Annotated in this window: 20 protein-coding genes and 3 rRNA genes; 13 read left to right on the top strand and 10 right to left on the bottom strand. The window is 67.8% G+C overall.

Features of this window, described 5'->3' with window-relative positions; genetic code table 11:
* Window positions 1–94: 94 nt before the first annotated feature.
* The gene (locus ACQP0N_RS31945; protein ID WP_433116298.1) at window positions 95–757 is read right to left on the bottom strand and encodes a hypothetical protein; all 663 of its coding nucleotides are present in this window, start codon (window positions 755–757) and stop codon (window positions 95–97) included.
* Window positions 758–940: 183 nt separating this feature from the next.
* Here ACQP0N_RS31945 and ACQP0N_RS31940 point away from each other — a divergent pair, with 183 nt between their 5' ends.
* The 5 genes from ACQP0N_RS31940 to ACQP0N_RS31920 all read left to right on the top strand — a co-directional run bounded on the left by ACQP0N_RS31940 (window position 941) and on the right by ACQP0N_RS31920 (window position 6,572).
* Window positions 941–2,158, top strand: coding sequence for a HupE/UreJ family protein (locus tag ACQP0N_RS31940; RefSeq protein ID WP_433116296.1), 1,218 nt, complete (start codon window positions 941–943; stop codon window positions 2,156–2,158).
* Between the two features lie 143 nt (window positions 2,159–2,301).
* On the top strand, window positions 2,302–4,275 hold the full coding sequence (locus ACQP0N_RS31935; RefSeq protein ID WP_433116294.1) for a fibronectin type III domain-containing protein: 1,974 nt from the start codon (window positions 2,302–2,304) through the stop codon (window positions 4,273–4,275).
* 91 nt (window positions 4,276–4,366) lie between these two features.
* A complete protein-coding gene (locus ACQP0N_RS31930) occupies window positions 4,367–5,305 on the top strand; it encodes a WxL protein peptidoglycan domain-containing protein (protein ID WP_433116292.1) in 939 nt (312 codons plus the stop codon).
* Entirely contained in the window at window positions 5,284–5,433 is a 150-nt protein-coding gene (locus ACQP0N_RS31925) for a hypothetical protein (protein WP_433116290.1), read from the top strand. The genes ACQP0N_RS31930 and ACQP0N_RS31925 overlap by 22 nt, the downstream gene beginning before the upstream one ends.
* 167 nt (window positions 5,434–5,600) lie before the next feature.
* The gene (locus ACQP0N_RS31920; protein WP_433116288.1) at window positions 5,601–6,572 is read left to right on the top strand and encodes an NADP-dependent oxidoreductase; all 972 of its coding nucleotides are present in this window, start codon (window positions 5,601–5,603) and stop codon (window positions 6,570–6,572) included.
* A gap of 3 nt (window positions 6,573–6,575) precedes the next feature.
* Here ACQP0N_RS31920 and ACQP0N_RS31915 read toward each other — a convergent pair whose 3' ends face one another.
* The 7 genes from ACQP0N_RS31915 to ACQP0N_RS31885 form a co-directional block, all read right to left on the bottom strand.
* A complete protein-coding gene (locus ACQP0N_RS31915; protein WP_433116286.1) occupies window positions 6,576–7,166 on the bottom strand; it encodes an HAD family hydrolase in 591 nt (196 codons plus the stop codon).
* 24 nt (window positions 7,167–7,190) lie between these two features.
* On the bottom strand, window positions 7,191–8,444 hold the full coding sequence (locus ACQP0N_RS31910; RefSeq protein WP_433116284.1) for an RNA polymerase sigma factor: 1,254 nt from the start codon (window positions 8,442–8,444) through the stop codon (window positions 7,191–7,193).
* 2 nt (window positions 8,445–8,446) lie between these two features.
* Window positions 8,447–8,788 (bottom strand): YciI family protein, encoded by a 342-nt coding sequence (locus ACQP0N_RS31905; protein ID WP_355053654.1) that lies wholly within the window; start codon window positions 8,786–8,788, stop codon window positions 8,447–8,449.
* Window positions 8,789–8,893: 105 nt separating this feature from the next.
* Entirely contained in the window at window positions 8,894–10,099 is a 1,206-nt protein-coding gene (locus ACQP0N_RS31900) for a low temperature requirement protein A (protein ID WP_433116282.1), read from the bottom strand.
* Window positions 10,100–10,171: 72 nt separating this feature from the next.
* Window positions 10,172–11,230 carry a tryptophan--tRNA ligase gene (trpS, locus tag ACQP0N_RS31895; protein ID WP_433116280.1) on the bottom strand — a complete coding sequence of 353 codons (1,059 nt, stop codon included), beginning with the start codon at window positions 11,228–11,230 and terminating at the stop codon, window positions 10,172–10,174.
* A gap of 92 nt (window positions 11,231–11,322) precedes the next feature.
* Window positions 11,323–11,499, bottom strand: a complete 177-nt coding sequence (locus ACQP0N_RS31890; RefSeq protein WP_433116278.1) for a hypothetical protein — start codon at window positions 11,497–11,499, stop codon at window positions 11,323–11,325.
* A 9-nt stretch (window positions 11,500–11,508) separates the two neighbouring features.
* Entirely contained in the window at window positions 11,509–11,973 is a 465-nt protein-coding gene (locus ACQP0N_RS31885; RefSeq protein ID WP_433116276.1) for a PRC-barrel domain containing protein, read from the bottom strand.
* Window positions 11,974–12,102: 129 nt separating this feature from the next.
* Here ACQP0N_RS31885 and ACQP0N_RS31880 point away from each other — a divergent pair, with 129 nt between their 5' ends.
* The 4 genes from ACQP0N_RS31880 (at window position 12,103) to rrf (ending at window position 18,227) form a co-directional block, all read left to right on the top strand.
* Complete coding sequence (locus ACQP0N_RS31880) at window positions 12,103–12,357, top strand: SCO4848 family membrane protein (protein WP_433116274.1); 255 nt, start codon at window positions 12,103–12,105, stop codon at window positions 12,355–12,357.
* 664 nt (window positions 12,358–13,021) lie between these two features.
* Window positions 13,022–14,536: ribosomal RNA gene (locus tag ACQP0N_RS31875) — 16S ribosomal RNA — on the top strand.
* A gap of 384 nt (window positions 14,537–14,920) precedes the next feature.
* A 23S ribosomal RNA gene (locus tag ACQP0N_RS31870) occupies window positions 14,921–18,033 on the top strand.
* Between the two features lie 77 nt (window positions 18,034–18,110).
* A 5S ribosomal RNA gene (rrf, locus tag ACQP0N_RS31865) occupies window positions 18,111–18,227 on the top strand.
* Together the 16S, 23S and 5S rRNA genes form the textbook arrangement of a ribosomal RNA operon.
* Before the next feature lie 226 nt (window positions 18,228–18,453).
* Here the strand turns inward: rrf and ACQP0N_RS31860 are convergent.
* Complete coding sequence (locus ACQP0N_RS31860; protein WP_433116272.1) at window positions 18,454–19,677, bottom strand: IS110 family transposase; 1,224 nt, start codon at window positions 19,675–19,677, stop codon at window positions 18,454–18,456.
* Window positions 19,678–19,952: 275 nt separating this feature from the next.
* Here ACQP0N_RS31860 and ACQP0N_RS31855 point away from each other — a divergent pair, with 275 nt between their 5' ends.
* Entirely contained in the window at window positions 19,953–20,207 is a 255-nt protein-coding gene (locus ACQP0N_RS31855; protein WP_433116270.1) for a hypothetical protein, read from the top strand.
* Here the strand turns inward: ACQP0N_RS31855 and ACQP0N_RS31850 are convergent.
* The gene (locus ACQP0N_RS31850; RefSeq protein ID WP_433116268.1) at window positions 20,180–22,009 is read right to left on the bottom strand and encodes a VanW family protein; all 1,830 of its coding nucleotides are present in this window, start codon (window positions 22,007–22,009) and stop codon (window positions 20,180–20,182) included. The genes ACQP0N_RS31855 and ACQP0N_RS31850 overlap by 28 nt on opposite strands.
* 180 nt (window positions 22,010–22,189) lie before the next feature.
* On the opposite strand from ACQP0N_RS31850, the gene nudC reads away from it, so the two are divergent.
* From nudC to ACQP0N_RS31835, 3 genes are all read left to right on the top strand, one after another.
* On the top strand, window positions 22,190–23,110 hold the full coding sequence (gene nudC, locus ACQP0N_RS31845; RefSeq protein WP_433116266.1) for an NAD(+) diphosphatase: 921 nt from the start codon (window positions 22,190–22,192) through the stop codon (window positions 23,108–23,110).
* Between the two features lie 440 nt (window positions 23,111–23,550).
* Window positions 23,551–24,102 carry a DUF6230 family protein gene (locus tag ACQP0N_RS31840; protein WP_433121896.1) on the top strand — a complete coding sequence of 184 codons (552 nt, stop codon included), beginning with the start codon at window positions 23,551–23,553 and terminating at the stop codon, window positions 24,100–24,102.
* An 80-nt stretch (window positions 24,103–24,182) separates the two neighbouring features.
* Window positions 24,183–25,766, top strand: coding sequence for a DUF6114 domain-containing protein (locus ACQP0N_RS31835; protein WP_433116264.1), 1,584 nt, complete (start codon window positions 24,183–24,185; stop codon window positions 25,764–25,766).
* Window positions 25,767–25,800 lie beyond the last annotated feature (34 nt).

Below are 25,800 nucleotides of genomic sequence, written 5' to 3'. Positions count from 1 at the left end.
GTCGTCGCTGTTATCGATAACATCCGCCCGTCACGCCACCTCAACAACCGGTCGCAGCGAAAACAACCTGCCGCGCGGCGAGCACACCGGGAGGTCAGAGCCAGACGACGATGCCGGTCAGGCCATTGAGCACGGCGGCCGCGCCGGCCCGGATGGCGGCCGCGCAGCGCTCGGCCGTGAACGAGCCCGCGTCGTACGTCGAGGACATGCCGAGCCCTTCACCGCGGAACGACGCGCCCTCCCAGTCGACGGCGGTGACGTTGTGGGTGGGCTCGGCCAGCTCGGCACCCACGACCAGGAACCTCTCGTCCAGGTGGTTCGGTGTGACCAGGGCCAGCGGGTCGATCAGGTCGTTGCCCGCGGTGACGATGAGGTCGGCGTTCATTCCGATCGCCTTGCTGATGCCCGCGACGGCCTCGTGCGGGTCGTCGACGACGACCGTGCGCAGGTCGAGGTGCTCGTCGTCGGCCCAACTCCGGACCGCCGCCACGAGGGCCTTGGTGGGCGCATCCGCGCCGGCGGTCAGCAGCACCACCCGGTAGTCCCTCGACGGGTGCACGTCGGCCCACGAACCGGGCTTCGGCGTGATGGTCGCCTCCGGCGCGGGCGTCGCGGCGGTGTCGACGAAGCCCGGGCCGAGCGTGCCGACCGCGCTCGGCGTGGGGTGGGGTTGGGACCAGTCGTCGCCGGAGCCGCAGCCGGCGAGGAGTACGGCGGTCGTGGCCAGCAGGGCGACGGCCCGAAGCGGGGGGCGCAAGGTGATCGTCCTTCTCCGATGACTGAGGCAGGTGCGGGTACGACTCGTATTCCTATCCCAGATCCGGCGGCCCGCGATCCGCGAGCGGCCGCTGCGGATATTTGTTCGCCATCGGTTCGTCGGCGGGCGGGTTCTTGTTCACCCGCGACGTGCAGCGTGCACTGGCCAACCGAGGGGAACCGCATGCTGGGGCATATCCGCCGTACCGTCGTCGTCGCCGTTGTCGCATTCGCGGCGACGGTGCTTCCGTTTTTCAGCGGTGGAGCGGCGTTCGCGCACGGCTTTTCGTCGACCGTGTACGCGAAAATCTCCGCCGGAGACGAGGGTCACATCCGCGCCGAACTAGGCCTCGAATACGACCTCCTCGTGGTGTCGGCGGCCGACTCCGGCGACGATGATCCACTCTTTCGGGTCGGAACCGCCGCCTTCGAGGCGGGTGACCCGGACGCTCAGGCCGCCGCGCTGAAGGCCCACGCTCCGACGGTCCTGCGCTACGTCACCGACCGCCTCTCGGTGACCGCCCGTGGGGCCGCCTGTCGACCCACCCAGGTGAGTGACGCCACGGTCAGCGTTCGGGACGGTGTGCCGTACGCGAACCTGCTGCTGGACTGGACCTGTCCCGAGCGGGTCGCCGAGCACGAGGTGCGCAGTGGTCTCTTCCCGGACGACGAGGCGTACGTCAAGGGCACCAAGACGATCGTCACCTACGAGATCGACGGGCGGTCAGGCAGTGCCGCGCTCGACGCCGCCAACCCGTCCTTCTCGACAGCTCAGACCGCCTACCAGCGGTTCGGCGAGTTCTTCCTGCTGGGGGCCGAGCATCTGCTGTCCGGCATCGACCACATCCTGTTCCTGTTGGCGCTGATCGCCGGATCGCGGCGCCTGCGGGAGATCGTGCTCGCGGCCACCAGCTTCACCCTGGCGCACTCGGTGACGTTCCTGCTCGCCGCCCTCGGCCTGGTCGACGTGCCGGCGAGGATCGTGGAGCCGGTCATCGCGCTGTCGATCGCCGTCGTGGCCGGCTGGCACCTGTGGGGGATCTGGCGACGTGGTGACCACGCGACGGATCTGGAGACGACCGGACGCGGTCACCTCGCCCTGGACCGCCGGGGGTGGATCCGCCTCGGTGTCGTCTTCTGCTTCGGCCTCGTGCACGGGCTGGGCTTCGCGGGCGCACTCGGCATCGACGAGGCGTGGTCCTGGACGCTGCTGTGGTCGCTGCTGGTGTTCAACGTGGGTATCGAAGTCGTCCAGTTGGCGATTATCGCTGCCGTCTTCCCGCTGTTGTTCGTGCTGCGCCGCCGCGCGCCGAAAGCGGGTCTGTGGGCGACCGGTGTGGTTTCCGCAGGGGTGTCCACCATGGGCCTGATCTGGTTTTTTCAACGAGTCACCGGCTCGTGAGTACGGCTAACCAGTTCGTGACGTGCAGCCGCCCGCAAGATCACGTTAATGATCGGTTCACCGGCCGACGAGAGCTTTGGATTCGCTTCCCCGCGCTCGCGGCGGAACAATCCATTTCTCTATTCGAAAAGGGAACAATGTCGATGACATTGAGCACCTCGACACGGGCCGCCGGGCTCGTGCGGCGGCGCGTTGTCGCCGGGGTCGTGGCCGGATTCCTGGGAGTGGGCGTGGCCCTCGGCAGCGGTGTGCTGACCGCCGCCAACGCTGCCGACCCCACCACGGTGTCCGGCATCGTCCTCGGCGTCGGCGCCAACGAGACCCAGCGCATCGTGTCCTGGTACTCCTCGGCCGACACCGCCCAGAAGATCCAGCTCGCCCCGACCGCCGAGATCGTCAACGGCGAGTTCCCGGCCAGCGCGATCAGCTTCGACGCCGTCGGCGCCGCGAACACCTCCACGACCGGTTACAACCGTCACGCCACGATCAGCAACCTGCGTGAGAACACGGCGTACTCGTACCGGGTCGGCGCCGAGGGAAGCTGGTCGCCCACGTACGCCTTCAAGACGCGGGACTTCGAGGGCGACTTCGACTTCCTGTTCTTCGGCGACCCGCAGATCGGCGCCTCCGGCGACGTCGCGCGGGACCAGGCCGGTTGGGCCGAGACCCTGAAGGTCGCCACCGCGGCGAACCCGAACACCGAGTTGCTGGTCTCCGGCGGCGACCACGTCGAGTCCGCGAACGACGAGGCTCAGTGGAACGCGTACCTCTCCCCGGACCAGCTCCGGCAGTACCCGACGGCCGCCACCATCGGTAACCACGATGTCGGCGGCAAGTCCTGGGAGCAGCACCACTTCACCCCGAACACGGACCGCTCGGCCCAGTACTACAACGGGGACCAGTCGACCCGCTCCGGCGGTGACTTCTGGTACGTCTACAAGGACGTGCTGTTCATCGACCTGAACAGCAACAGCTACGTCAACCCGGCCGACGGTTCGCTCGGCGGCGACGCGGCGCACGTCGCGTACGTCTCGGACATCGTGAAGAAGCACGGCTCCGAGGCGAAGTGGAAGGTGCTGGTCTACCACCACTCCATCTACTCGGCGGCGAGCCACTCCACCGACGCGGACAACAAGAACCGCCGCAAGGACTTCACGACCGCCTTCTCCGATCTCGGCATCGACATGGTGCTGCAGGGTCACGACCACGTGTACACCCGCAGCTACTCGATCAAGAACGGTCAGAAGGAGAACCCGGCTGAGAAGCCGGGGGCCGCCGACGTGTTCCCCGGCCCGGGCGGCGTCCTCTACGTGACGGCGAACTCGGCCTCCGGCTCGAAGTACTACGACATCAAGAAGCCGGACGGCTCCGGCACCGGTGTCGAGGGACTCGGCCCGGACCCGCTGAACCCGAGCAACTACTGGTTCAACTCGGTGGAGAACCAGGAGCACGTCCGCAGCTACGTCAAGGTCGGGGTCAAGGCCGACAAGCTGGTGCTCCAGAACATCCGCAGCGGCACCTGCGCGGCCCCGAACGCGGCCGTCGAGAAGGGTCTGTCCTGCGCCAACACCGCCGAGGGGCAGCCGGTCGGCTCGATCGTCGACAGCACCACGATCCACCCGTACCACGGTGACGGTCAGGCCATCCAGGTCAACGTGCCCAACCCGGCGCCGGGTGAGTTCGGCTGGACCATCGACGGCTACAACGGCCTGGTCGACCTGGGCACCGCGCAGGAGCGCGACGGCACCTACTTCGAGGCGACCGGCAAGATCAACCCGATCCTCGTGTCGGACAGCCGTCGTTCGCTCGCCCCGTGGTCGATCTCGGCCAGCGTCGGCGACTTCTCCGACGCCGACAAGACGTTCTCCGGCTCGTACCTGGGCTGGACCCCGTACGTCCTCGACGCCGGCGCGGGCGCGGCGGCCGGCACTCCGGTCCTGTCGTCCCTCGACGACCAGGGCAAGGGCCTCTCGGTCTCCAGCGGTCTGGGCGCGGCTGTGCAGGGTCACCCGCGCGGCGGGGCCAAGCTCGGTGCCGACCTGGACCTGAAGATCCCGGACAGCATCGCGAAGGGCAGCTACCGCACCACCCTCACGATCACTGCCCTGAGCAGCTGATCGAGCCTGTTCCACCGGGCGGGGTAGGCACCTTTCGGGGCCTACCCCGCCGCCGGTTCACCCACCACCAAGATCACTTCGAGGACCTGAGATGCGACCGTCCGTAACGCGCTGGAAGACACTTCTTCGTACGACCGTGCTGTCCCTGCTCGCCGCCGTCGCGGCGGCCGGCGTCGGCGGCGGCCCCGCCCTCGCGGCCGACGGCAACGTCGCCTGGACGGTCCGGACGGCCTCCAACAGCTACGGCGAAGCCCGGTCCAGCTACAGCTACAACGTCAACCCCGGCGGAACCGTCGAGGACGCCATGGTGGTGGCCAACCGCGGCCCGGTGCCCCTGACCCTCGCCGTGTACGCCGCCGACGGCTTCACCACCGACGCGGGGCAGCTCGACCTGCTGACCAGGGACAAGAAGTCGGTGGCGGTCGGCGCCTGGGTCAAGCCGAGCGCCGGCAGCGTCGTGATCCAACCCGGGAAGACCGCCCAGGTGCCCTTCACGATCGCCGTTCCGACCAACGCCACGCCCGGCGACCACGTCGGCGGCATCCTGACCACGCTGACCCAGACCGACCAGGCCGAGGGCATCAACGTGGACCGTCGCCTCGGCATCCGGATCACATTGCGGGTGGGCGGCGAGCTGAAGCCGACCCTCGCGGTCGAGAACTTCCACGTCAGGTACGACGGATCGGCCAACCCGATCGGCAAGGGCGACGCGACCGTCTCCTACACGATCCACAACACCGGTAACGCCGCCCTCTCCGCCAAGCAGTCGGTGTCGGTCTCGGGGCCGTTCGGCGTCCTGCGCGCGCGGGCCGGTGACATCGCCGCGCCGCCGCAGTTGCTCCCGGGCGAGAGCTGGGACGTGACGGTGCCGGTGCACGGTGTCGCGCCCGCCGTCCGGCTCGCGGCGACCGCCACCGTCACCCCGCTGCTCACCGACGCGTCGGGCTCCACCACCCGCTCAAGCCCATCGAGGCGACGGCACACGGCTGGGCCCTGCCGTGGACGCTGGTGTTGGCGCTCGTCGTGCTGATCGCCGCCGTCGTCGGCGCGTACCTGTACCGCCGCCGCGCCCGGTCGCGGCGCAAGGCCCGCGAGGACGCCCGGGTGCGCGACGCCGTCGAGCAGGCACTCCGTGGCCCGCAGCCACAGACGTCCTGAGCACCCGGCGCGGACGGCCGGGCGTCGCAGGACGCGGCGCGGCGGGCCGTGAGCCGGAGGCAACCGGCCCGGTCGCCCTTGTGGGTGAACGGCACTCGGCACCGGCTCGGATTCGTCCGCGAGCCGGCATGCTGCGACGGTGACGCCGGCCCGGAGAGGAAGCCCCCATGGTTGACGCGGACGTGCCAGAGCGGATGCAGGCCGCGGCCTTCGACGAGTTCGGCGGGCCGGAGGTGATCACCCTGCGCAAGCTCCCCGTGCCCGAGGTCGCCGCCGACGAGGTGCTCATCAGGGTCCTGAGCGCCGGCGTCGGGGTGTGGGACGCGTACGAGCGGCAGGGCCTGTTGGTGCCGGAGGGCTCGTCCCTTCCGATCGTGCCGGGCTCCGACGGCGCGGGGACCGTCATCGCGGCCGGCGACCGGGTGACCGGCCTCGCGGTCGGCGACCAGGTCTACGTCTCCGCCACCACCCGGCCCAAGGGCGGCTTCTACGCCGAGTACGCGGTCGTCAAGGCCGAGTACGCCGCGAAGTTGCCCAACGGCGTACCCGCCGAACACGCCGGTGCCATGCCCACCGACGCGCTGACCGCGCTGGCCGGGTTGGACACCCTCAGCCTGCCGGCCGGCGCCTGGCTCCTGATCTTCGGCGCGAGCGGCGGTCAGGGGCATCTGGCCGTGCAGTTGGCCAAGCGGCAGGGCCTCAACGTGATCGCGGTGGCCTCCGGCGCAGACGGCGTGGCGCTGGTGACGCGGCTCGGCGCCGACGTGTCCCTGGACGGCCACGGCGACCTCGCCGAGATGCTCACGACGATCCGCGACACGGCACCGGAGGGAGTGGCCGGCATCCTGGCGATGGCCGGCGGCGGGACGCTGGACCGGTTGACCGAGACGCTGTCCGACGGCGGAGTCGTGGCGTACGCCCACGGGGTGCGGCCGGAGCCGAGCGAGCGCCCCGGGATGACGGTTCGCGCGTACGACGGCGTGTCCAACCCCGGGCAGTTGCGGCGTCTCAACGAACTCGTCGAGGCCGGCCCGTTCGTGGTGCACGTGGCCGAGAAGTTCCCGCTGGGCAAGGTGCGGGAGGCACACCAGCGCCTGACGACGTCGTACTCCGGCAAGCTCCTGCTGACGATCGCCTGAGGGTCAGGCGGTGCGCTGCTGCGGCACGCGTACCGACGCCATGCCGGCCGCCGTCGCGGCCTGGATGCCCAGGTCGGTGTCCTCGAAGACCAGGCAGGACTCCGGGGGTACGCCGAGCTGTCGGGCCGCGAGCAGGAACGCCTCCGGGTCGGGCTTGGCCCGCGTGTAGTCCTCGGCGCACACCAGCACGTCGAACCGGTCCAGCAGGTCGAGCGCCTCCAGGGAGGCGGTGACCGCGGCCCGGGTGCTGCCGGAGACGACGGCGAACGGCACCCGCCGGTGCGCCTCGTGGATGTGCGCCACCACCTCGGGAACGGCGGCGACCTGCGGCAACAGCTCCTGGTAGATGCGCTCGCGGTTCTCCACGACGGCCGCCACCGGCATCGCCAGGCCGTGGCGCTCGTTCAACGCGACGATGATGTCGGCGGTCGGCCGGCCACCCCAGGCGTAGAAGAGGTCCTCCGGGAACTCGCAGCCCCACTCGTCGAGGGCCCGCTGCCAGGCCACGTAGTGCAGCGGCATCGAGTCGACGATGGTGCCGTCGCAGTCGAACAGGTACGCGGCGAACTCACCGGGCGGCAGAGGCAGAGTCACCGGGGAAGGGTACAGCGACCGTGCTCAGTCACCGGTGACGGATGCCAGGCGGCGGCGCAGGTGCGCCCGTTCCGGCTCGGTGCCGACCAGCGCCAGGGCGTCCCGGTACGCCGCCGCGGCCTCGTCGAGACGGCCGAGCCGGCGCAGCAGGTCTGCCCTGGTCGCCGGATAGAGGTGGTAACCCCGCAGACGCGGGTCGTCGGCCAAGCCGTCCAGCAGGGCGAGCCCCGCATCCGGCCCGTCCCGCATGGCCACGGCGGCGGCCCGGTTGAGCGCCACGACCGGCGAGGGCACCATGCCGAGCAGCACGTCGTAGAGCGCCACCACCTGCGGCCAGTCGGTGCCGGCCACGTCCGGGGCCTCGTCGTGCAGAGCGGCGATGGCTGCCTGCACCCCGTACGGCCCGGGCGCCGGCCCGGTCAACGCGACCAGCACCAGCGCCCGCCCCTCGTCGATCATCGAGTGGTCCCACCGTGCGCGGTCCTGGTCGTCGAGGAGGACCACGGCGCCGTCCGGTCCGGTGCGTGCCGCACGTCGCGCGTGCACCAGGAGCAGCAACCCGAGCAGCCCGGCGACCTCCCGTTCGGCGGGCAGCAGCCGGCGCAGGATCCGGGCCAGCCGGATGGCCTCCTCGGCGAGGTCGGTCCGTTGGAGATCGGGGCCGGAACTGGCCGCGTACCCCTCGGTGAAGATCGAGTAGACGGCCTGGAGCACCGTGGGCAGACGCTCGGGCAGCTCGTCGACGCCGGGCACCCGGAACGGGATGCGGGCATCGCGGATCTTGCGCTTGGCCCGAACGAGTCGCTGGGCCATGGTCGCGTGCGGCACCAGGAAGGCCCGAGCGACCTCCGCCGTGGTGAGCCCGGCGAGGAAACGCAGCGTGAGCGCCCCGCGATCCTGCGCGGGCAGGGCCGGGTGGGCGCAGGTGAAGAAGAGTGCCAACCGGTCGTCGGGCAGGTCCGGGTCGGCGTCGGCGGGCGGCGCGGGGTCGGACCGCTCGGCCTCCGCCCTGAGTACGGCCAGCCGGGTGGCCAGCACCCGGTCCCGGCGCAACCGGTCGACCGCGCGACGGCGGGCCGTGGTGAGCAGCCAGGCGCCGGGCCGGCTCGGGACACCGTCGACGGGCCAGTGCACCAGCGCCGCCTCGATCGCCTCGGAAGCCACCTCCTCGGCCAGGTCGAGGTCGCCGAAGCGGTGCACCAGCGAGGCGAGCAGCCGACCGTGCTCCTCCCGGAACACGGCCTCGACCGACCCGGCTGCGGCCTCCGGTTCCACCACTGTCAGACCCCGACCTCGATCTCGGCGACCGGGCGCACCTGCACCGACCCGTTACCGGTAGCGCCGGGACTACGAGCCGCCCAGTCCAGTGCGACGTCGAGATTCGGCACGTCGATGATGTCGTAGCCGCCGAGCACCTCGCGGGTCTCGGCGAACGGCCCGTCGGTGATCGTGCGTTCGCCGTCCGGGCCGACCTGCACAGTGGTGCAGGTGGTCAGGTCCTGCAACGGATGCCCGGAGACCCAGATCCCCGCGTCCTTCATCTCCTGGTCGTAGCGGATCCAGTCCTCGAAGGTGCACCCGTTGCCCACCTCGTCGTTCGCGGGGCTCATGAACAGCAGCATGTACTTCACGTCCGGACTCCTCTCGGTGCGGCAGGGTCGCCGTACAGCATGACGACGAGCGACGGCCCGGGTTATCGACACGACGCCCGAACATTCTCCGAACCGTCAGGGACGGGTCGCCCGCGCCGGGTCGGCCCGTTCGTCTCGCCGGTCGAACCGCCGTTCGTACCAGGTAACCGCGATCAGGAGGACGGTCAGCACGGCGAGCGCCGCCAACGGCGCGAGGGTACGACCGACCGGCAGCAGGGCCAGCGGCAGCAGCGCCGCGACGACCTGCGCCGGATGGACGGCACGTACGGTCAGTCGACGGAGCACCAGCCTGCTGAGCAGGTAGACGGTCACACCCCCGTAGAGGGCGCCCGTGGCTTCCCAGCCCAGCGGGCCCGTGTCGGAGGGGTCCGCGGAGAGCCGGGCGATCACCTCCTCGATGCCGAGCGCGAAGTAGATGGCCCCGATGATCAGCGGGGAGTGCCCGATGCCGTACGCGTCGCCGGCCACGTCGGCCCGTCGGTCGGGTGGCACGTCGCTGACGGCCGCCCGTGCGGCGGGAGCCAGCCGATCGAAGTAGAGCCACCACAGGCAGACCGTGCTGACCAGGCCGAGCAGTGCGGCCGCCACCGCCGTACCGACCGGCGTCATCGTCCGTGGCCCCGCGCCGGCGGAGATCAGCGACTCGCCGAGGGCGATGATGAGCACCAACCCGTACCGCTCGGTGAAGTGGTCCACGCTGCGCAGTTGCCACGGGTGGAAGGTGGACGCGAGCCGCGAGCCACCGATGTCCACCAGCAGCGCGGCCGTCCAGAGCACCGTCTGGGCGGTCCCGCCGAGCAGCGCCCCGCCCACCAGCGGAAACCACGCCAGCACCACGGGCACGCGGAAGTAGCGCAGCGTCGGGCGCAGCGACGGGATCGTCACGCTCACCCAGGCGAGGATCACGAGCTGTACCGCCCGGACGACCACGTACGCGAGCGCGAGGGTCAGCGGCGCGTCGACGAGCCCCGGACCCTGCCGCCACGCGTCCGGCAACACCAGGGCGGCCACGAAGATCGCCGCCATCGCGACCAGGGTCGCTCCGCGGACCAGGCCGAGGTCCGCGCGGACGAGGTTGCCCACCCAGGTGTACGGCCCCCACGAGTAGAGCAGCAGCAGGAGCAGGAGCAGTCCCTGGGCCAGGGTGAGCAGCGCGGTCGGCGGCTGCGCCATGAACGCGATGACCCGGGTGAGCGCGAAGACGAAGACCAGGTCGAAGAAGATCTCGAACATCGTCGTCCGGTGCGTGGCACCGACCACGACCGGACGAATTCCCCTCATCCTGGCATTCTGCGCCCTCGGTGGACCGCCTCGGGTCTCCCCGTCACATCGGGAAGACCCGAGACGTCCGCGTCAGGCCGGCGCGTCCGTCCGGCGCCGGCTCCGCTCGGCCCGCCGGCGCACCTGTTGGTACGTCCCGGTCAGCCCCATCGCCCGGCGTACCTCCGTCAGGGTCTGGCGTACCTCCTGCCGGGTGCGCTCGGTGCCCTCGACGATCAGCCGGTCGACGAGCCCCCGGTCGGCCTCGATCGCCGCCCGGCGTTCCCGGATCGGGGCCAGGAACGTCTCCAGCGCCTCGACCAGCCGCTCCTTGACCTCCACGTCACCGACCTGCCCGGCCCGGTAACGCCGGGCCAGGTCGTCCACCTCCGCACGGTCCGGGTTGAACACCTCGTGGTACGCGAAGACCGGGTTGCCCTCCACCGTTCCCGGCACGTCGGCCCGTACCCGGTTCGGGTCGGTGTACATCCCGCGCACCTTGCGGCGCACCGTGGCCCTGTCGTCGGACAGCGCGATGGTGTTACCCCGGCTCTTGCTCATCTTGGCGACGCCGTCGGTGCCCACCAGGCTGGGATTGTCGGCCGGGATCAGCTCGGGCACCGGGAAGACCGGCCCGTACAGGTGGTTGAACCGCCTGGCGATCTCCCGGGTCACCTCCACATGCGCGGCGTTGTCCCGGCCGACCGGGACCACCTCGCCCTTGACGCAGAGGATGTCCGCGGCCTGGAGCACCGGGTAACCCAGCAACCCGTACGGCATCTCCTCCTTGCCGGCGTCGCGGGCCATGTCCTTGAGCGACGGCACCCGTTCCAGTCGGGGCACGGTCACCAGGTTCTGCAGGAGGGTGTTCAGGTCGCCGACCTCGGGAATCGCCGACTGGAGGTAGAACGTGGCCCGAGTCGGATCGACGCCGGCGGCGAGGATGTCGGTCACCATCTCGCGGGCGTTGCCGGAGACCTGGTCGATGTCCTCCCGGCGGTTGCGGGTGGTGAGCATGTGCAGGTCCGCGATGATGAAGAAGCTCTCGTACCGCTGGTGCAGCCGCACCCGGTTGGCGATGCTGCCGACGTAGTGGCCGAGGTGCAGGCGGCCGGTGGGCCGGTCGCCGGTGAGCATGCGTGCGACGGACATGGTGATGTGCCTTTCGTGCGGGTAGGTGGGTCACGCGTCGGGCGCGCGCCGAGCGGGGCGAACTCGCCCCCTCGGTCGGCGGAGAACAGGGCTCAGTGAGCCGTCCGCCATCGCGCGCCGGCGCGGTACCGCAGACCACCGGCACGAAGCAGGTCCAGAAGTTGCTCACGGCCGTCGCCGGAGCTGGTCAGGGACGCCGACACGACACGGTGCGGGAGGCCGTCGACCACCTCGACCGCCTCCGGCACGCAACTGCCCGTCCGGACCACCAGCTCAGATTACCCGCGGCGCTGCTGCGGGGGTGGCACGTGACGGTCCGCGTAGTAGCTGCCGACGCGGTCCCGGTACTCCGGATCGAACGACGCCGGGTCGAACGGCGGCGCGTCCTTGATCTCCTGCCGGGTCCGGTCGACGTACACGAGCCGGTCCAGGTGGTCGACCCGCTCCACCGTGCCCGCCGGCACCAGCACCTTCTGACCGAGGATCCACGGTCCGGTGTCCACCACCAGGTGTCCGGCATCCGCCTCGTCGCTCGCCTGGTCGATGGTGCCGATACGTCCGTCGCGGGCCTGCACGTGGTAGCCGACGAGGTCGATCGGGGTACCCGGACCGGGGGCGTCCGGACCGTCGTGCCCGCCGTCCGGGTCCTTCGACGGGCCGGTCGAGGGCGTGGTCTGTGTGTATCCGCCAGCCAGCGCCGACGGATCGCGCCAGGCCCAGGGGTTGAAGATCGAGGGTTGCACGGGTCACCTCCCTGTCCTCCCACTCAATGCCCGGCCTGCGGATGCGGGAAACGAGGGCCGGCTCTCTGCCGGACGGGCGGTCAGTGTCGGAATCGGCGGTGCGCAGCTCCGCTGACATACTCGGCAGTCATGGTGCTGTCGCGCGGGTGGTCCGCCTTCCTGGTCGGGGTCGGGGTCTGGACCTGGGTGATCTGGCCGAGGTTCGCGGTCGCGATCTGGCAGGACCCGCGGTCGTGGGCGTCCGCCACGGTGGGCGACGGTGTGCCGACCAGTTTTCTGTGGGTGCACGCGCTTCTGATCGCCGCGTCGCTGGCCATCGGCACGACGGTCGGGGTGCTCGGCATCCGCGGCTGGCTGGTCGCTCGCCGAGGCGGAACGTCCTGAGCTGCGGAAACGCGTATCGGGCGCGAGTGTGACGCGGGACGCTACCCCCCGATTTGACGATCAAACCCACGGACGCGTAACTTTCTCTCTGCCAGCGCGGAACGGGGCAAACAGGGCGAAAGTCCTGGAGCCACGAACCGGGCCGGCAACCGGGCCAGCTAGGGGTTCGCTCCTGGAGGCGCGGTTCGGGCGGTGCTCACCTGATCTGCCGGGAGGCGGATTTGGTGCGGCGGAACCGACCGGGTAAGGTTCACGACCGGCAGGGCACCGGGCGCGACTGTGGGAGACCACAGCGGCCGGTCTGCCGAATCCGACGACCTGACGCAGCGGTTCGCTGCTGCGTGAGTGCGCCGGGACCAACCCGCACGAAGCATGACAGACCGGGACACACCGGTTTGACACGGCCGAGACGGTGAGGTAACGTAGTAAAAGTGCCCGGCGCGAGAGCGGCGGGGACGCGGAACGAAAAGCCCCGGGACGGGGCCCACTGGGTGGGCCTGCTGATCGGTGTGTGGTTGTTCTTTGAGAACTCAACAGGGTGCTTGTAAAGCCAGTGCCAATTATGATTTATACCCCGGACTGGCAGCCTGCTTTTGGTGGGTTGTTGGTTGGGATTCCTTTGGCAACATTTGTTTGTTGCCGGGATAGCTGTTCAACTAATTTTTTGTTGGAGAGTTTGATCCTGGCTCAGGACGAACGCTGGCGGCGTGCTTAACACATGCAAGTCGAGCGGAAAGGCCCTTCGGGGTACTCGAGCGGCGAACGGGTGAGTAACACGTGAGCAACCTGCCCCAAGCTTTGGGATAACCCTCGGAAACGGGGGCTAATACCGAATATTACTTCTGGCCGCATGGCTGGTGGTGGAAAGTTTTTCGGCTTGGGATGGGCTCGCGGCCTATCAGCTTGTTGGTGGGGTGATGGCCTACCAAGGCGACGACGGGTAGCCGGCCTGAGAGGGCGACCGGCCACACTGGGACTGAGACACGGCCCAGACTCCTACGGGAGGCAGCAGTGGGGAATATTGCACAATGGGCGGAAGCCTGATGCAGCGACGCCGCGTGAGGGATGACGGCCTTCGGGTTGTAAACCTCTTTCAGCAGGGACGAAGCGAAAGTGACGGTACCTGCAGAAGAAGCGCCGGCCAACTACGTGCCAGCAGCCGCGGTAAGACGTAGGGCGCGAGCGTTGTCCGGATTTATTGGGCGTAAAGAGCTCGTAGGCGGCTTGTCGCGTCGACCGTGAAAACTTGGGGCTCAACCCCAAGCCTGCGGTCGATACGGGCAGGCTAGAGTTCGGTAGGGGAGACTGGAATTCCTGGTGTAGCGGTGAAATGCGCAGATATCAGGAGGAACACCGGTGGCGAAGGCGGGTCTCTGGGCCGATACTGACGCTGAGGAGCGAAAGCGTGGGGAGCGAACAGGATTAGATACCCTGGTAGTCCACGCTGTAAACGTTGGGCGCTAGGTGTGGGGGGCCTCTCCGGTTCCCTGTGCCGCAGCTAACGCATTAAGCGCCCCGCCTGGGGAGTACGGCCGCAAGGCTAAAACTCAAAGGAATTGACGGGGGCCCGCACAAGCGGCGGAGCATGCGGATTAATTCGATGCAACGCGAAGAACCTTACCTGGGTTTGACATGGCCGCAAAACCTCCAGAGATGGGGGGTCCTTCGGGGGCGGTCACAGGTGGTGCATGGCTGTCGTCAGCTCGTGTCGTGAGATGTTGGGTTAAGTCCCGCAACGAGCGCAACCCTCGTTCGATGTTGCCAGCGCGTTATGGCGGGGACTCATCGAAGACTGCCGGGGTCAACTCGGAGGAAGGTGGGGATGACGTCAAGTCATCATGCCCCTTATGTCCAGGGCTTCACGCATGCTACAATGGCCGGTACAATGGGCTGCGATACCGTGAGGTGGAGCGAATCCCAAAAAGCCGGTCTCAGTTCGGATCGGGGTCTGCAACTCGACCCCGTGAAGTCGGAGTCGCTAGTAATCGCAGATCAGCAACGCTGCGGTGAATACGTTCCCGGGCCTTGTACACACCGCCCGTCACGTCACGAAAGTCGGCAACACCCGAAGCCGGTGGCCCAACCCTTGTGGAGGGAGCCGTCGAAGGTGGGGCTGGCGATTGGGACGAAGTCGTAACAAGGTAGCCGTACCGGAAGGTGCGGCTGGATCACCTCCTTTCTAAGGAGCACCTTCCACCGAAAGGTGGTAAGGAGCCCGCGGTCCACGAATGTTGGACCGGGGTGCTCAGATGGCGGAGACACTGGCAAGTCTGTCCGTGGCAACGGCCGGGACTACCTAGTACAGCCACCCTCGGGTGGTGGGAACGGATGGGTTCTGGTGCGGCTGGGGAAGGATGTAAGCACCCTGTTGGGTCCTGAAAGAACAACCTTTGGTTGTTTCTTTCGGAGACTTGGCCGGCCCTCCTTGGTGGGGGCTGGGAGTCTGCCAGGCATGGCCTGGCCTCACATACCGCCGAACGTTGGTTCGGGTTTGGTGTGGGGCGTGTTGGGTTGTGGGTTGGTTGTTTGTTGAGAATTGCACAGTGGACGCGAGCATCTTTGTGGTCAAGTTGTCAAGGGCGAACGGTGAATGCCTTGGCACCAGGAGCCGATGAAGGACGTGGGAGGCCGCGATAGGCCTGGGGGAGCTGTCAACCAAGCTGTGATCCCAGGGTGTCCGAATGGGGAAACCTGGCACCAGTCATGTGGTGTCACCCACACCTGAACACATAGGGTGTGTGGAGGGAACGCGGGGAAGTGAAACATCTCAGTACCCGTAGGAAGAGAAAACAATTTAGTGATTCCGTGAGTAGTGGCGAGCGAAAGCGGATTGAGGCTAAACCGGCTGCGTGTGATACCTGTCAGGGGTTGCGTGGTCGGGGTTGTGGGACCCTGCTCAACAGACTGACATCTGTTGGAGAAGTTACAAAGTTGATGGCTAGTCGAACAGTCTGGAATGGCTGACCGTAGACGGTGAGAGTCCGGTAGGTGAAAGCTGTTGACCTTCTGTGGGTGTTCCCGAGTAGCGGCGGACCCCTGAAATCTGCCGTGAATCTGCCAGGACCACCTGGTAAGCCTAAATACTTCCTGGTGACCGATAGCGGACGAGTACCGTGAGGGAATGGTGAAAAGTACCCCGGGAGGGGAGTGAAATAGTACCTGAAACCGTTCGCCTACAATCCGTCGGAGCCTTGCGGGGTGACGGCGTGCCTTTTGAAGAATGAGCCTGCGAGTTAGTGGCATGTGGCGAGGTTAACCCGTGTGGGGGAGCCGTAGCGAAAGCGAGTCTGAATAGGGCGCTTTAGTCGCATGCTCTAGACCCGAAGCGGAGTGATCTAGCCATGGGCAGGCTGAAGCGCGGGTAAGACCGCGTGGAGGGCCGAACCCACCAACGTTGAAAAGTTGGGGGATGACCTGTGGTTAGGGGTGAAAGGCCAATCAAACTCCGTGATAGCTGGTTCTCCCCGAAATGCATTTAGGTGCAGCGTCGCGTGTTTCTTGCCGGAGGTAGAGCACTGGATGGTCTAGGGGGCCCACAAGCTTACCGAAATCAGCCAAACTCCGAATGCCGGTAAGTGAGAGCGCGGCAGTGAGACTGCGGGGGATAAGCTTCGTAGTCGAGAGGGAAACAGCCCAGATCACCAGCTAAGGCCCCTAAGCGTGTGCTAAGTGGAAAAGGATGTGGGGTCGCATAGACAACCAGGAGGTTGGCTTAGAAGCAGCCACCCTTTAAAGAGTGCGTAATAGCTCACTGGTCAAGTGGTTCCGCGCCGACAATGTAGCGGGGCTCAAGCACACCGCCGAAGCTGTGGCATTCACATTTTAACCTCGCTTGGACTTGATTCCTTGTGCAGGTGTGTGGATGGGTAGGGGAGCGTCGTGCCGGGGGTGAAGCAGCGGGGTGACCCAGTTGTGGACGCGGCACGAGTGAGAATGCAGGCATGAGTAGCGAAAGAAGGGTGAGAAACCCTTCCGCCGGATGACCAAGGGTTCCAGGGCCAGGCTAATCCGCCCTGGGTGAGTCGGGACCTAAGGCGAGGCCGAGAGGCGTAGTCGATGGACAACGGGTTGATATTCCCGTACCCGCGAAAGAGCGTCCCTGATGAACCTCGTTGTGCTAACCACCCGAACTGTTTGAGGTCTTCGGACTGATGATAGGGAGCGTGGGAACCTGGCGGGTAGTAGTCAAGCGATGGGGTGACGCAGGAAGGTAGCTGAGCCCGGCCGGTGGTTGTGCCGGGGTAAGCGTGTAGGCCGTGTCGTAGGCAAATCCGCGACACATGGAGGCTGAGACGTGATGCCGAGCCGATTCAGGTGAAGTCAGTGATCCTATGCTGCCGAGAAAAGCCTCTAGCGAGTTCTTAGCGGCCCGTACCCCAAACCGACACAGGTGGTCAGGTAGAGAATACCGAGGCGATCGGGCGAACTGTGGTTAAGGAACTCGGCAAATTGCCCCCGTAACTTAGGGAGAAGGGGGGCCGGAGACGTGAAGCCCCGCGCGGGTGGAGCGTTGTATGGCCGCAGAGAGCAGGGGGAAGCGACTGTTTACTAAAAACACAGGTCCATGCGAAGAAGTAATTCGATGTATATGGACTGACGCCTGCCCGGTGCTGGAACGTTAAGGGGACCTGTTAGCTCTTTCGGGGGCGAAGCGGAGAACTTAAGCGCCAGTAAACGGCGGTGGTAACTATAACCATCCTAAGGTAGCGAAATTCCTTGTCGGGTAAGTTCCGACCTGCACGAATGGCGTAACGACTTCCCCACTGTCTCAACCACAGGCCCGGCGAAATTGCAGTACGAGTAAAGATGCTCGTTACGCGCGGCAGGACGGAAAGACCCCGGGACCTTTACTATAGCTTGACATTGGTACTTGAGTTAGCTTGTGTAGGATAGGTGGGAGCCGGTGAAGTCCATACGCCAGTATGGGTGGAGGCAATCTTGAAATACCACTCTGGTTGATTTGGGTATCTAACTTCGGACCGTTATCCGGTTCAGGGACAGTGTCTGGTGGGTAGTTTAACTGGGGCGGTTGCCTCCTAAAGGGTAACGGAGGCGCCCAAAGGTTCCCTCAGCCTGGTTGGCAATCAGGTGTTGAGTGCAAGTACACAAGGGAGCTTGACTGTGAGACTGACAGGTCGAGCAGGGACGAAAGTCGGGACTAGTGATCCGGCACTTGCGAGTGGAAGCGGTGTCGCTCAACGGATAAAAGGTACCCCGGGGATAACAGGCTGATCTTCCCCAAGAGTCCATATCGACGGGATGGTTTGGCACCTCGATGTCGGCTCGTCGCATCCTGGGGCTGTAGCAGGTCCCAAGGGTTGGGCTGTTCGCCCATTAAAGCGGTACGCGAGCTGGGTTTAGAACGTCGTGAGACAGTTCGGTCCCTATCCGCCGTGCGCGTAGGATACTTGAGAAGGGCTGTCCCTAGTACGAGAGGACCGGGACGGACGAACCTCTGGTGTGCCAGTTGTCCCGCCAGGGGCACGGCTGGTTAGCTACGTTCGGAAGGGATAACCGCTGAAAGCATCTAAGCGGGAAGCCTGCTTCAAGATGAGGTATCCCACCCACCTTTGGTGGGGTAAGGCCCCCAGCTAGACGACTGGGTTGATAGGCCGGAAATGTAAGCCCGGTAACGGGTTCAGTTGACCGGTACTAATAGGCCGAGGACTTGACTACTAAGCTGCTACGCGTCCACTGTGCAACTCTGAACAAACACCCACCCGTGTTGGTGATGGTTGATATGTTCATAGAGTTACGGCGGTCATGGCGGAGGGGAAACGCCCGGTCACATTCCGAACCCGGAAGCTAAGCCCTCCAGCGCCGATGGTACTGCACTCGTGAGGGTGTGGGAGAGTAGGACACCGCCGGACAATCTTCCAGAAATGGCCACCCCCGATGGGGGTGGCCATTTCTGCATTCCCCACCAAAATCCCCACCCGCGCTCGGCGCCCCCGGCCTCGGTTCCTGTCCCGCCCAGCGCCGGTGATCATGAAGTTAGTGCCTCGACCCGCCGACGACAGTGGCAACAACTTCATGATCGACCCGCCGAGGGCGGGGCGCCGGGAGGACGCGGGGGGGGTGTCCCTATGAGTTTCGTCAAGCGGGGACGGGGCTGGTGGGGTGTGGCTGGTAGGGGTTCTTGTCGCGGAGCATGGCGAACAGGACGTCGCAGCGGCGGCGGGCGAGGCAGATGAGAGCGGCGTTGTGGCGTTTACCTTCGGCGCGTTTGCGGTCGTAGTAGGTGCGGCTGACGGGGTCGGCGAGGGATGCGAACGCGGCGAGGAAGAACGCGCGTTTGAGGTTCTTGTTGCCGCCGCGGGGTGGGTGCTCGCCGCGGATGCTGCTGCCGGATCGTCGGGTCACGGGGGCGAGGCCGGCGTAGGCGGCGAGGTGCCCGGGGGTGGCGAAGGCGGTGCCGTCGCCGACTTCGAGCAGGATCCGGGCTGCGGTCCTGACACCGATGCCGGGCATCGAGGTCAGGACCGGGGCAAGAGGGTGCGCATCAAGCATCCCCTCGACCTCTTTCGCGACTTGGTCGCGTTGTCTCAGGATGTCGCGAAGGCTGTCCGCGAGGCGGGGCAGGATCGTCTCCGCGGCCCGGGTGCCCGCGACGGTGACGCTCTGCTCATCAAGGGCCGTCATGATCTGCTCGATGAGGCGTTCACCCATCCGGGGTGCGTGGACGGCGGCGATCGAGAGCAGTTTGCGGCGGCCGGCCTTGCGTAGCCCGAGTGGGCCGCCGCAGCGGGACAGCAGTTCAAGGACCGCTTTGTGGTTGACCTTGGGGCCAAGGACTCGTTCCAGGGCGGGGTGGATCTGCGTGAGCAGGCCCCGGATCCGGTTGGACACGCGAGTGGCTTCGCCGGCGAGATCGTCATCGAAGCCGACGAGGACTTCCAACTCAGCCAGGGTTTCGTCGCCGACGTCGACCCGCCGCAGCGTGTGCGGCAGGGTGCGGGCGGCATCAGCGATGACATAGGCGTCGCGGGCGTCGGTCTTCGCCGCACCGGGGTGCAGGTCGGCGATCCGGCGCATCGCCAGGCCAGGCAGGTAGGCCACCTGATGACCGCACGCCCGGGCAACCGCGACCGGCAGGGCACCGATCGAGGCGGGCTGGTCGACCACGACCAGGACCCGACCGTGACGGGCGAGTTTGTCGAACAATTGCCGCAGCCGCGCCTCAGTGTTCGGCAACGCCGCGTCGTGCAGCCGCTTGCCCTCCGGCGTCAACCCGACGGCGTGGTGACCCTCTTTGCCAACGTCTAAGCCCAAGAAGACGCCGAATCCGTCGTTCACCGCACCCGCCTCCACGCATCGCATCGTGGCCCCGGCCGCTGGTCCAGGCGTCGGACTGCCGGCAGCCACGTTACGAAGAGACCTACCCCAACACGGGTGGCCGTGTCCCTATCAGCGGTCCGCCGACGCCACCCGACCCGGCGACAACACCCCCCGGATCATCCGAACGACAGGGGCAGGAAGTCATACCGGGCCGGGCGACCGAGGGTCCCCGGCTGGGGACGATCAAAAAGGTAACGGGGGGCAGAGTGAGGGCTTCGGTGGCGGTGGTGGTTGGTTACTGGGCTTGGGGTCGGGCTGTGGTGGACGTACTGATTCTTCTCGTCTTTGGCTGTTGCGTGGGCGTCGTGCTGGCCGCGCTGTGGTGGCTGGGTGTGCGTGGTCGTCGCCGCGGTGTCGGGGGCGAGGTCATGGGGCCGTTCGAGGAGATGTGGCATCCGGCGGCGACGCGCTACCGCGCGGAGGTCCGCGTTCAGGAGCAGCGCATGACGCCGAGGTCGTCTGCCGACGACACCGACGGGCGGGCTCAGGAAGGCTTGGGGCCGCAGACGTAGCGCGGCTCGGCGTCGTACCGCCAGGTGAACTTCTCCCGTTTGACCACCACGCCGTCTTTCTTGATGACCCGGAAGGCGTCCTGGGTGAAGCCGTTGATGCCGTTGCTGGCAATGCACTTCGGGCCAGGCTCAAGGTGGATGAGCTTCGGCGTGGTGGTGTTGCGGCGCGGGCCGTACTCCGTCTTGACGCTGTCGTAGATCTTCGTGCTCCAGATGGAGACGGTCACCGAGCTCGACGTGTACGACGTGTCGATGAGCAGGCCGTACTCGGTGTTGTTGCGGAACTTGAGGTCCAGGTTCGGCCAGAAGATGGTCGACTCGATGACGGCCGGGTACCTGTCGAACCAGTACGAGTGGGGTTTGTGCTCCACGTCCTGGAGGCCGGCGTAGTAGGTGGCGTTGAACAGAGTGGTCGTGAACTGCGACGTGCCACCCCCGACGCCGGGCACCAGCTTGCCGTCCAGGATGACCGGCGCGTCCTTGTAGCCCTGGGCGTAGCCCCGCTCGCCGGTGTGCCCATTGAGGGAGAACGTCTTGCCGGGCAGCACGACCGTGCCGTCCACCTTCTTGGCGATGGTGGCGATGTTCTGGCTGCGCGACGACGCCATCCCGCCGGTGAAGCGCGTGGTGAAGGTGGACACCCGTTCCTTGATGCCCAGACCGGCCAGCTTCTCCGCGGTCACCTCCGGCGGCGTCTCCTTCAGTTCTCCGGTCACCTCGCGTCCGTCGGGCTTCGGCAGCACCGCCAACAGGTCGCGGCTCAGTGTGCCGGTGTCGAGCTGCTGCCCGGCACGCCCGTCGACGACCTTGGGACGGCCGCCGGCGATGGTCATCGTGGCGTCCTTCGGCGGCACCTCGATCGCGCTCAGCTTGTCGCCGAGGGCCGTCCGCAGTCGTTTGACGTCCACCGCCGGAGTGAGCTTGCCGGCCTTGTCGGCATTGAAGCGGAGGCTCTTCGCGATGACCGACGGTGGCACCTGCACCGAGCCCCGGTCGGTGCGCAGGGTGACCGGCGCGGAGACGGCCGGCCGGGCCAGTTCGGCGACCAGCCGGTCCACCTCCTCGGCGGTGGTCGCCGGCTGGCTCTCCACAAGTGGCACGGTGACCGGCGTGCCGGCGAGCCAGCCGGCCCGGACGGCGTCGACCGAGCGCTGCGGGTCGAGGGCGCGACCGGGCTTGGGGCGTACAACCTTGGGTGTGGTGCCCTGGTAGGAGATGGCCGGCATCGTCATCGGACGGACCTGGTCGCCGAGCGCCGTGCGCAGGGCCGCGTCCAGGCGGGGCGCGTCGACGGTGACGACCGGTTCGACGGTACGGGAACCGACCAGCCGACTGACCGGGTGCGCCTCGGCCTCGGCCGCTGCCGCAACCGTGGCCGCCACGTCGACCGCCAGCCCCACGTCGGCCGGATTGATCTCGGCGGTGCGCTCCCCGACCGTGATCCGCAGGGGCGCGGCGAGGGCGGCGGCCCGCCTCTCCAGCTCCGCCCGCAACTCCCGGTCGGCCGCGCTGCGGCTCCGACCGCCCAGCTCGGTGCCGAGCACGCTGGTGCCCCGGGGCACGTCACCGGCGTACGCCCAGGCGCCGGCACCCGCGACGGCGGCGAGGACGCCGCCGGTGATGCCCGCGCCGAGCAGCATCCGTACGCGGCGTGGACGGCCACCGCCGTTGTCCGGCTCGCCCATGGCCGTGGCCGCTACCGGTGTGACAACGTCCGGCTCGTCGTCCGGCCAGGTGACCGCCGTGACCTGCACGGTGGGCCGATCGTCGACGGGTGGACGTTTGTCGCCGTACAGCGTCACTGCAACCTCGATCGCCAGGTGCCGCGGGAGGTCCCCCCTCCCGGAGGACACCACGGTAACCAATGGCCGGCCGTCCGCGCGGGCTGTGCCCGTTCGGTGCTGCTACCGCGTGTCGTCCGGCGTGTCGCGGGGGCGTGGGTCGGTGTCCGCGCTCGGGGACGGGCGTGGCACGGTGGCGGGGTGGACGCTGCGGAGCGGGTGTTGGCGTACGGCGGGGGCTGGTTGGACCGGGCGGGCGCGTTACGGACCGACCCGGCTCGGCTGGACGCGTTGCTCGACGACCCGGCGACGGTGGTGCTGCCGCTGTGGCGGGACCGCTGTCTCGTCGACGGAGACGGTCCGGTCCGGCTGACGGCCGACCGCGCGTCACTCGTCCGGTCGGCTGCCGCGGAGACCGTGTTCCTGGGGCTCGACGGGGACGTCGCGGTGTTCGCCGTGGACCTCTCGGGTCTCGGTGAGGCCGCCGCCGTCGAGATGGCGGGGGCGGCGCGCGCCGTCGACGTACGGGCGCTGGTCGGGCGGCTCGACCCGGCGGGCGCGGCGACCCAGGCGTACGCCCGGGGGTTGCTGCACTGGCACCGGCAGCAGCGTTACTGCGGCACGTGCGGTGCGGTGGCCGTCGTCGGTGGTGGTGGCCACGTGCGGACCTGTTCCGGCGCGGAGTGCGGTCGGTTGCTGTTCCCCCGCATCGAACCGGCGATCATCGTGTTGGTCGAGGCGCCCGGCTCGGCCGGGCGTTGTCTGCTGGCCCGGCACGCGGGTGCGTCCGAGGACTCCTACTCGACGTTGGCGGGCTTCGTGGAGGTGGGCGAGAGCCTGGAGGACGCGGTCCGCCGGGAGATGGCCGAGGAGGCCGGGATCACCGTCACCGACGTCACCTACCGGGGGTCGCAGGCGTGGCCGTTCCCCGCCGGGCTGATGGTGGGCTTCCGGGCCACGGCGACGTCAGACGAAGTACGCGTGGACGGCGTGGAGTTGCTCCAGGCGCGCTGGTTCACCCGGGAGGAGCTGCGGGAGCGGGTCGCGGCAGGTCGCCGGCTCGGCCGGGTGGACTCGATCGACCACCGGCTGCTGACCGACTGGCTCACCGAGGCGGGGTGACGTAGCAGGCTCAGCCGTACGGATGAGGCCAGGATCGTCTTCAGCGGCTTTTCAGCCCGGCGTTACGTAAATGTAACAATGCTGTGCAGCAACTACCGCTGGTGAAGATTCTGGAGTCATCCGCCCCATTTTTAATGGGTTTGTAGCGGGAGTGGGGCGGCGCAGATCTGACCGACGGTGACGGTCGGAGATCTTGACGCGGAGCGCGGGTTACCGGCCAGTAGCAGCGCCCTTGTGAGGTACGTCGCTTCGCGAGAGCATCCAATCCGCACACTGCGCGATCCGCCGACCATCCCCCGGAGCGGGACGCAGCGGCCACGTGCTTTCCCGTAGTCCCGAGTCGCGACTGCGATCGGTGACCCCCGGTTCGAGGAGGACCCGTGAAGGATTCGGAAACCCGTCAGGCCCACGGCGGCACCCGCTGGCGTCGCTTCGCCGCCATGATGGTTCCCGCTGCGGTCGCCGCCGGCGGCATCGTCTTCGGTATGGCCAACGGCGCCATCGCCGCCAACATCACCGTCGCCGGCAAGCCGTTCAAGATCTCCGCCTCCGAGCTGGACGGGAAGGGCTTCAAGCAGTACGGCGGCATCGTGACCACCAAGGACGGCCAGATCGTCCCGGTGGCCATGTCGGAGATCGGCGAGGCTCACCTGACCAAGCTGTGCCAGTCGGTCGACGCCTCCATTCCCGGCCTGCCCAAGATCGTGCTGACCATCAACGCCGGCGACGCCCCCGGCAAGGAGGCCGTGGCCAAGAACCTGCTGATCGCGATGGAGTCGCTCGAGGGTGACGCGGAGTTCACCGACATCAACATCGGTAAGGACGCCAGTGACCTCGGCCCGGCTCCGGCCGGCTCGTTCGGTCAGGACGCCGCGCACGTGAACATCAAGGACCTTGAGCAGGTCGCCCGCTACACCACCGCCGGCACCTTCACGCTGACCGGCCTCAAGTTGAAGGTCAACGTCGGCGCTGAGGCCAAGGAATGCTTCTGAGCTGACGCCGCCGAGGCTCGCGAGGGGCGCCCCTCGCGAGCCTCGGTCCTGCCCACCCCTTTCACCCCAGGAGGACGTACGTGTCGACCGCCACTCATCGCGCGCAGCCCGGCCGTGTCGGTCAGGCCTGGCGCGGTTTCCGCCGCTGGCGGCGGTCCCGGCCATTCTGGGGCGGCCTCTTCACCCTCCTGGCCGGAGTGGAGATCCTCGGCACCACCAAGGTCAGCCTGGCCGGGCTGACCCTGCAGATGGGACCGACCGGCTTCCTGTCCTGGTTGATCCCCACCATCCTGGTCACCTGCGGCCTCCTGATGTGGCTCAGCCCCGCGCAGCGGATCTTCTATGCCATCGTCGGCGCGGTGACCGCGGTCTACTCGCTGATCGGAGTCAACCTCGGCGGGTTCTTCATCGGCATGTTGCTGGGAATGGTCGGTAGCGCGCTCGGCTTCGCCTGGGTGCCGGTCAAGAAGTCCGCGGCGGTGGCCCCGGCCGCCGAGGAGCCGGACGACGAGCAGGCCGAGGACGGCGACACCGCCGACGAAGCGCCGCTCGTCGACGAGCTTCTGCCGGCGAGGGAACTCCCGGACGAGGTCACCGGGCCGCTCACCGACATCATCCCGCAGCCACGCAGCGTGCTGCGCGAGCCAGCCCCGAACCAGCAGACGGACGCGCGCGACACCGATGAGCTACCGCCCGTCGTGGAGCCGGGACCGTCGCAGCCCCGGTCGACGGTGGCCCGCGACCCGAAGACGTACGTGGTGACGCTGCTCCTGATGAGCCTCGCCAGCGCGGGTCTGACGACGGTCGACGGCGCGTCGCCGGTGCGAGCGGCGGCGCCCTCCTGCCCAACCCCGACATCGTCGGCCCGGCCCACCACGCCGCCCGCCTCCCCGCCCAACGCGAGCCCGAGTCCGAGCCCCAGCGCCACGACGGAGAAGCCGGACGGAAATCTGATCAGCAGCATCGTCGACGGGATCGGCGACCTGTTGACCGGCGGTGACGACGACAAGACGGAAACGTCCGGCAAGGCCGCCGCCACGGACGAGCCCACCAGCGGCACCGCCCGGGCCAGCGAGTCGGCCACCCCGAGCGCCAAGCCCACGCGTAGCGCCACTCCCGACTCCACCCGGACGGCGACCCCCACCCGCGCCCCCGACGCTCCGTGTGTCAGCCCGAAGCCGACCAAGCCCGCGCCCGTCGAGCCCGGCAAGCCGCTGCCGAAGCTGGCGGCCGACCCGGACATGCCCAAGGTGGCCGCCATCCCGGCGAAACTGACCGGCTCCAAGGTGGTGATGACGAACCTGCGTTTTCGGGGCGTCGAGCCGTTGCGCACCGCCAAGGGTGAGATGCGGGCGTTGAAGTTCACCATGAGCAGGGCGGTGACCAGCGACTTCGCGTTGCTGGTCACGGGGCCTTCGAGCGGCTCGCTGTTGAGTGAGACCGACCAGCTGACGATCGACGGTGACGTGACCTTCTACGCGACCCGGTTCGTCGGCCGGTTCCTGGGCATCAAGGTCACCCTGACTCCGGACCTGCCCTTCCCCGACGGCATCCCGGTCACCTCGCCGCTGCCGCTCACCTTCACCGACCCGCAGATCGACCTGGCCTTCATCTCCTGCGACACGTTGACCGGCCGACCCAGCCTCAAGCAGACGCAGCAGTGACGCAGCGTGGAACGGCGTCCGGGTCGGGACGCCG

It is taken from the genome of Micromonospora sp. CA-246542, from assembly GCF_050942905.1.
Taxonomy (GTDB): domain Bacteria; phylum Actinomycetota; class Actinomycetes; order Mycobacteriales; family Micromonosporaceae; genus Micromonospora.
Note: the sequence above shows the minus strand (reverse complement) of the source record. Positions and strands in the feature narration are given on the sequence as shown.